At 44.7% G+C, this 6,484-nt stretch carries 6 protein-coding genes; 3 read left to right on the forward strand and 3 right to left on the reverse strand.

Annotated features, from left to right (window positions below; translation table 11 throughout):
• Positions 1-34 precede the first annotated feature (34 nt).
• Together B5J93_RS10445 and B5J93_RS10450 are read right to left on the reverse strand one after the other, a co-directional pair.
• Complete coding sequence (locus tag B5J93_RS10445; RefSeq protein WP_079326318.1) at positions 35-1,420, reverse strand: MFS transporter; 1,386 nt, start codon at positions 1,418-1,420, stop codon at positions 35-37.
• A 157-nt stretch (positions 1,421-1,577) separates the two neighbouring features.
• Complete coding sequence (locus B5J93_RS10450) at positions 1,578-3,341, reverse strand: phospholipase D family protein (protein ID WP_228144926.1); 1,764 nt, start codon at positions 3,339-3,341, stop codon at positions 1,578-1,580.
• A 242-nt stretch (positions 3,342-3,583) separates the two neighbouring features.
• Here B5J93_RS10450 and queC point away from each other — a divergent pair, with 242 nt between their 5' ends.
• The 3 genes from queC to B5J93_RS10470 all read left to right on the forward strand — a co-directional run bounded on the left by queC (position 3,584) and on the right by B5J93_RS10470 (position 5,740).
• The gene (queC, locus tag B5J93_RS10455; RefSeq protein ID WP_079326320.1) at positions 3,584-4,333 is read left to right on the forward strand and encodes a 7-cyano-7-deazaguanine synthase QueC; all 750 of its coding nucleotides are present in this window, start codon (positions 3,584-3,586) and stop codon (positions 4,331-4,333) included.
• A 422-nt stretch (positions 4,334-4,755) separates the two neighbouring features.
• A complete protein-coding gene (locus B5J93_RS10465; protein WP_174700914.1) occupies positions 4,756-5,100 on the forward strand; it encodes a DMT family transporter in 345 nt (114 codons plus the stop codon).
• Between the two features lie 40 nt (positions 5,101-5,140).
• The gene (locus tag B5J93_RS10470; RefSeq protein ID WP_079326322.1) at positions 5,141-5,740 is read left to right on the forward strand and encodes a TetR/AcrR family transcriptional regulator; all 600 of its coding nucleotides are present in this window, start codon (positions 5,141-5,143) and stop codon (positions 5,738-5,740) included.
• A gap of 132 nt (positions 5,741-5,872) precedes the next feature.
• Here the strand turns inward: B5J93_RS10470 and B5J93_RS10475 are convergent, their stop codons facing one another.
• Entirely contained in the window at positions 5,873-6,430 is a 558-nt protein-coding gene (locus tag B5J93_RS10475) for a hypothetical protein (protein WP_079326323.1), read from the reverse strand.
• Positions 6,431-6,484 lie beyond the last annotated feature (54 nt).

Consider the following 6,484-nt stretch of genomic DNA (forward strand, 5'->3'; position numbering starts at 1 on the left):
TTGGGTTCGGTTGGTATACATGACTGCCACATGATTATCTGGCGATGTCTCGCTCACTTCTGGGCAGATAATAGATATAAAAACTTAAAAATATCGTCAGAAGCCCCACCCATAAGAGATACAAAGCAGGGGCAAGTGGTAGATGAAACGTGGCAAATGCCAACAGTGACGGTACACCACCTGCGACCAATACATAAACGACATTGTAAGTCAAGGCAATGCTGGTTAGGCGGATTTTACTAGGGAACAGTCGCACTAAAACCGCAGGCAACGTGGCAATCATGCCCCCTGAAAAGCCAAGTAGTGCCGACCACAATAGTATCAATTCGCCACCATATCTAAGCTGAGCAAAAAACAGTGAGGTATTTAAAATTAGCAAAATCCCTCCAAAAATCATGACTTTGCCGATATTCATCCTGTCTGCCAAATAGCCATAAAACACACAGCCAATCATCATAAACAGTGTGGCAATGCCCGATCCAAAAATCAGATTACTCTCTGAAATGCTAAAATTAATGTTTAACAACTCAGGCATTATCATGGCAATAACAATAAACACACTTAAAACAATCCATGACACCAACACCGCAGGAATCAGACTAGATAAGCGATTTTTGGTGATAATTTGCAAAAAAGAGTATTTTTGGGCGACTTGCTTGTCTTCATTAAAAATGTTGGTGCTTGCCAAATCTTGGATTTGGGTTTTGGTTAGTCCATCAAAACTCATGGCACTGAGCGTATGTTCTTCGGTGTCATGACGGTCTTTGGTTTGGGTGGAAATGGGTGTTTCTTTAAGTAGCTTTAAGGACAGTAGCAGTCCTGCTGATAAAACCCCACCCACCAAAAACGGTATCCGCCAACCATAGCTTAGCATGTCAACATAACTTAAACTACCCACCAAGTAAGTAACCAAAAACTTGATAAACAGCAATCCTGCCAATGCTCCTGCCACCACAATCCCACAGCCGAAACCAACATGACGCATGGGTAACTGTTCAGTAATGAGCACCAACGCCGATGGAATCTGACCGCCATAAGCCAGCCCCTGCCCAAAGCGAGCCAATATAAACAAAATCGAAGCTAGCACTCCCAAATGCTGATAAGTTGGCAAGAAAGCAAGAATCAGCGTAAACACCGTCAGCCCAAACAAGCTTAAAAACAGCACCGCACGCCTGCCATTCATGTCGCCATACTGTCCGAGCAAAAACCCACCAATGGGGTGAGCGATATACGCCCCCAAAAATAGCCCTACCGCCTGCATTGAATACAACCACATCACTTCACGCCCACCAAAAAAGTTGGCGACAATCACCTCTTTTAGGAAAAATACCAAAGCATAATCAAAGAATGCCAACATGGTTACTGTGGCAGTCGTGACAATCAAGCGAAAATGATGGGGTAATAAAGGTGAGTTTGGCATTATTATATTGTTCGAATTATTTTGGCATAATGTACTAAAAATTGATTAAAATAGCAACAATTTCCATTATTCATTACCAAAATTAATAAAACACATGGATACTTAACTAAAAATCAATAAAAAATTGTGGGTTTATAACATGACAAAAATCAATCCATTATAAAAGCCAATCAATCGGCAGCCAGCTCATGATGGTCACACCCATACGCTCAGGAATGTTCATTTTTGGTTCTTGATAAAAGATAACCTCTTTGCCGTCTTCGATGGTTCGCCACTGCAACTGCCCATCAACCAGACTTACCTCATAGACTTGATTGAGGATTTTGTCGTTACGCTCTTTGTCTGCGTTGTTTAGGGCATTGTGAAGCTGATGTGCCAGCTCGTCATCATAAATCATGACCCCAAGCTCGGTATTAATGTTCGCCGAACGTGGGTCGATATTATACGAGCCGATAAATACTTTATGACCATCCACAGCAAAAGCCTTGGCGTGCAGACTGGTGGTGGTCACTCGCTTGGTTCGCCACAGTTTATTTTCATCCTCTTCGGTGTTTTTGGCGGTGGATTTGAGTTCATAGAGTTTCACCCCTGATGCCAAAAGCTCCCGACGCCAATGCCCATAACCGGCATGTACCGCCCCCACGTCGGTGGCATCAAAGGAATTGGTAAGAATGCTAATATCCACACCTTCTTTGGCAAGGGTGGTCAATGTACGCACGCCATCTTTGGTGGGGACAAAATACGATGAGATGATACTTAGGCGTTCTTTGGGGCGACCGAGTTCGTGTTGGAGTTTGCTGACCAGATGACCATCTTTGGGGTTATTTTTGCCTGCCTTGACATCCAGCTTGACGGCGTCATCCGCCAGAAAGTCAATGCCTGCCCAGCGAAACGGCACTTTTTTGCTCAGCAAATCCTCGCCAATGGTGCTACTTGCCACGGCATTACGATAAGTGCGTAAGGCTCGCTCGTTTTTGGTGGCGTTTGACCCTGCCGTATCGTCTTTACTAAACACCGCCATGGCTGATTCATCGGGGCGTTCTTTATCATCATTGACGAGCGTCTCAATGTCATAAGCGGTGGACGACCCCCAATACTCATCAAAGCTCTTGGTAATCTTGCCGACCACATCGCCAATGAGTAGCACGTCCAAATCGGCAAAGTGATTATTTTGATGGTTATTTAGGTACTCATTGCCGATGTTTCGCCCGCCAATAACACTGATGTGATCATCAAAGGTCATGCTCTTGTTATGCATACGCACGTTGACACGTTTTGGCGATGTCAGATAATTCACAAAGCGATAACGGCGATGTACAAAAGGATTCACCACACGCACGGCGATGTTGGGGTGCTTGGCAAACAACGCCAAATGCTCATCAAGCCTAGGATTGCTATTAAAATCATCCAAAAGGAGTCGTACCAACACCCCTCGCTCTGCCGCCTGCCACAAATCCTTTAACATCAAAATACCCGCCTCATCATCATGCCAGATATAGTACTGCACATCAATAGTGTGCGTTGCCATGTCGGACAAAATACTGCGTGCGGCAAACGCATTTGCCCCTGTGGCAATAGGGTAATAACCCGAGAGCGTGGGATGGTATTCAGTCTGCTCATCAATGATACTTGACAATGTAGCCTTGGCTTTTGTGTTGTCAATGGTAGTATCAGATTGCACCGTGATAGATGGTGTGTGACCCAAAAAACCTGTTTGAATGTTTTTGTTATGATGGCGGTTTAGGTGATCTTCGCCGTGACTGATTTGATTGGCAAGGCGTTTATCAAGCAGTTCTTGATGTGCCAAATGCATCCGCTCGGTCAGCTCGGTACTTTTGGGTAGGTGCGGTGTAGACGGCAACGACTGACAGCCGACCAACACAGTGCCTAGCCCCACCACCATCAACATACGAGAAGTCATTACCATAAACCCATGCTTTATTAAAATTGACAAATTATAACAAAAAACCAGGGCGTGTTGAACATTGATAATATTTTTATTGGGATTTGACAAAAATCTGATGATTTTAAACGATGTTACATAAAAACGTGCGATTTCCCTGCTTTATTAACCGAGCTTTTTTCTAAACGTGGGTATACCTATAAAAATCAGGCGATTTATGCTAAAATTGACTGCTTGATTCTTTACATGGTTTATAATTCATGACGACATTTTGCCCCGATAACAATAACCTTAACATTCCCCATTCTGATGATTTTGCCCACCAAAAGGCGGTCGTTTTGCTCTCAGGGGGGCTTGACTCCACCACTTGTCTGTATTGGGCGAAAGCGGTTTTTAAAGAGATTACCGCCATCAGTTTTCGCTACGGGCAGCGGCATTCAAGCGAGCTTGCGTTTTCATCCGCCATCGCCCAAACACTTGGCGTGTCACACCGTATCATTGACATTGACATCGCTCAGCTTGGCGGTTCGGCATTGACCGACACCAGCATTGATGTGCCTGATTATCAAGCAGACAGTGATGCCGTGCCTGTCACCTACGTCCCTGCTCGTAACACCATTTTTCTATCCTATGCCCTAGCCGTGGCAGAAGTGACCGAAGCCTGTGCCATCGTCATCGGGGTAAGTTCGGTTGATTTCTCGGGCTATCCTGACTGCCGAGACGACTACATTCGTGCCTTTGAGACCATGGCAAATCTTGCCACTGTGGCAGGGCGAGCAGGCAGACGCCTATCCATCATCGCTCCCTTGCAGCACTTATCCAAGGCTGAGACCCTAACGCTTGGGCTATCACTGGGCGTGGACTATGCCCAAACCGTGTCATGCTACCGTGCCGATAGTGACGGGCGAGCCTGTGGCGAGTGCGACAGCTGTGTGCTACGTCATCAAGGCTTTGTGCAGGCAGGTGTTCCTGACCCCACCCGTTATCAAAATAAACCAACTCAAGGATAAACCCCATTCTCAATTTTTTATAAGTGCTTGATTTATCAAGGTGCAAATTGAAATTCGCCCCTTGTATATCCAAACTAATCATAGACAATCGATAAGTTACCATTTTAAGTTGAGAATGAAGCAAGGGTAAATAGGGCGTGCCTGCCCTTTATAACACTATTTACAATATAGAAATATTTTAGAGAAAAACTAATCGTTTTTGCATGAAAAATGGCTAAATCTTGTTTTTCTGCGTCAAGAACTTGTCTGATAGAATGATTATCAGCCTACGTTTTTTCCTTGAAAAACGTGCGATTTTTCTCATTTTTCACTGCAAATACAAAAGGCAGGCACGCCCTAAAAACTTGCATTTGGTCATGGCTTCTTGTAAAATATAAAAGACCGACCAGTCGGTTTTATTTATCATATTTAACATTGAAATCATCATGCAACTCTCTACCGCTTACGCCCTGCTCGCCCTTGCCATCATCAGCGAAGTGACAGGCTCGACTTTTTTGGCAAAATCAGACGGATTTAGCAAACTCATCCCCACCTGTATCACGCTGACCGGTTTTGCCATCGCTTTTTATTTGCTGTCTCATGTCGTCAGGGTCATTCCCCTTGGCATGACCTATGCCATTTGGTCGGGCGTGGGCATTGTCTTGACCGCCTTGATTGGCATATTTATCCTAAAACAGCCCTTAGACACGCCTGCCATCATCGGCATGGCTTTTATTGTAGCAGGTGTGGTGATTATGAATGTCTTTTCATCCGCCACCGCTCATTAACTTTCAAAATTATTTTTTATTTTAACCCCAAGAGATTCTTATGCAAGATTTATTTACCACCGACACCCCCACACCCACATCAGATGACAAAACCAACAAACGCAAAAACAACCCCGAGCTGTTACGCCACACCATCCTAGTCTGTGCCAAAAATCTCATGCTAGATGTCGGTATTGGCAATCTGTCCATGCAAAAAGTGGCGGACATGGCAGGCACGAGCAAAGGCGGACTGTTTCATCATTTCAAATCCAAAGACGAACTCATCACCAGCGTGGTAGAGCTGTTCATCGCCCAAATCAACACCGCCATATTAGCCGACATGGACGCACACCCCACCGAGATGGGAGCGTTTACCAAAGCCTATGTGCGGGTAATGTTTGACAACCAAGAGATTGGACTACAAAGCGACTGGGCGGGACTTATCCAAGCGATGACCGCTGACAGCCAGATGAATGAGTTGTGGATAAATTGGTTTGCCCAAAAAATCAAAACCCACGCAAGCACCGACAGCGGCCCACGTCTGTCCGTCATACGCTGTGCCGTGGATGGGGTGTGGCTCAATAACATCCCCCATGATGAACTGCCTGCCATGCGAACGTATCTGCTGACATTGGCAGATGATGTTTCGCCAAATCTTTAAAATCATGACAAGCTCAATGATATGCGAACGGTAAGAATAAAACCATTAAAAAAGGGCGTGATGAGCACGCCCCCACAAGCTCGTGACAAATATCAAGCTCGTTGGCCATACAGCCAAAATCAGACAAACCCATCAACCCACCGATACCGCCACATCATAATTGGCAAATACATCAGTGAGCTTTTTGATGTCATCATTATCATGGACCAGTAGAAAAAAGGCATTTTCATGCGAGCCAAGCTCCACCAATTTTAGCCCATGCCCTGCTAATTGTTCATTAAAATAGTTAAAAAACAGCTCACGCATGGCTTCAGATCGTGCCATCTGTTTTTGTATCATGGCATCAAACATCATGTTAATGTCAGTACCATCAAAATCATCATCTTCATCATCGTCATCGCCACATATTTGGGCATAATGCTCCAAAAACTCATCTTCAATGGCAATGCCACGCTGTTTTATCAAAGCGAATTTGTCAAAATCCAAATAAGGCTCTTTCCACTCCATGTATTCCATAAATTGCCCATCGGCAGGGGTTTGATAGTTATTATCGCTGTCCCAACCCAGCACAGGAAACAGCACATCCGCCACCAAATCACATTTGCCATCATAACCAATGCCATCTAGTAACGATATCGGCACACTTGCACACTGCTGTAATACTTCTTTGATGTCGGTCAAATCAGACATAAATTTACTCCCAGTTAATATTTAAAAACGATTCTCATTGTATACCAACCGAAC

The sequence above is a fragment of the Moraxella equi genome (assembly GCF_002027555.1).
Taxonomy (GTDB): Bacteria; Pseudomonadota; Gammaproteobacteria; order Pseudomonadales; family Moraxellaceae; genus Moraxella; species Moraxella equi.

Excerpts from the sequence above, each read along its gene's own strand:
- B5J93_RS10445 (WP_079326318.1), bottom strand. The coding sequence starts at position 1,420 with ATGCCAAACTCACCTTTATTACCCCATCATTTTCGCTTGATTGTCACG.
- B5J93_RS10450 (WP_228144926.1), bottom strand. The coding sequence starts at position 3,341 with ATGACTTCTCGTATGTTGATGGTGGTGGGGCTAGGCACTGTGTTGGTC.
- queC (WP_079326320.1), top strand. The coding sequence starts at position 3,584 with ATGACGACATTTTGCCCCGATAACAATAACCTTAACATTCCCCATTCT.
- B5J93_RS10470 (WP_079326322.1), top strand. The coding sequence starts at position 5,141 with ATGCAAGATTTATTTACCACCGACACCCCCACACCCACATCAGATGAC.
- B5J93_RS10475 (WP_079326323.1), bottom strand. The coding sequence starts at position 6,430 with ATGTCTGATTTGACCGACATCAAAGAAGTATTACAGCAGTGTGCAAGT.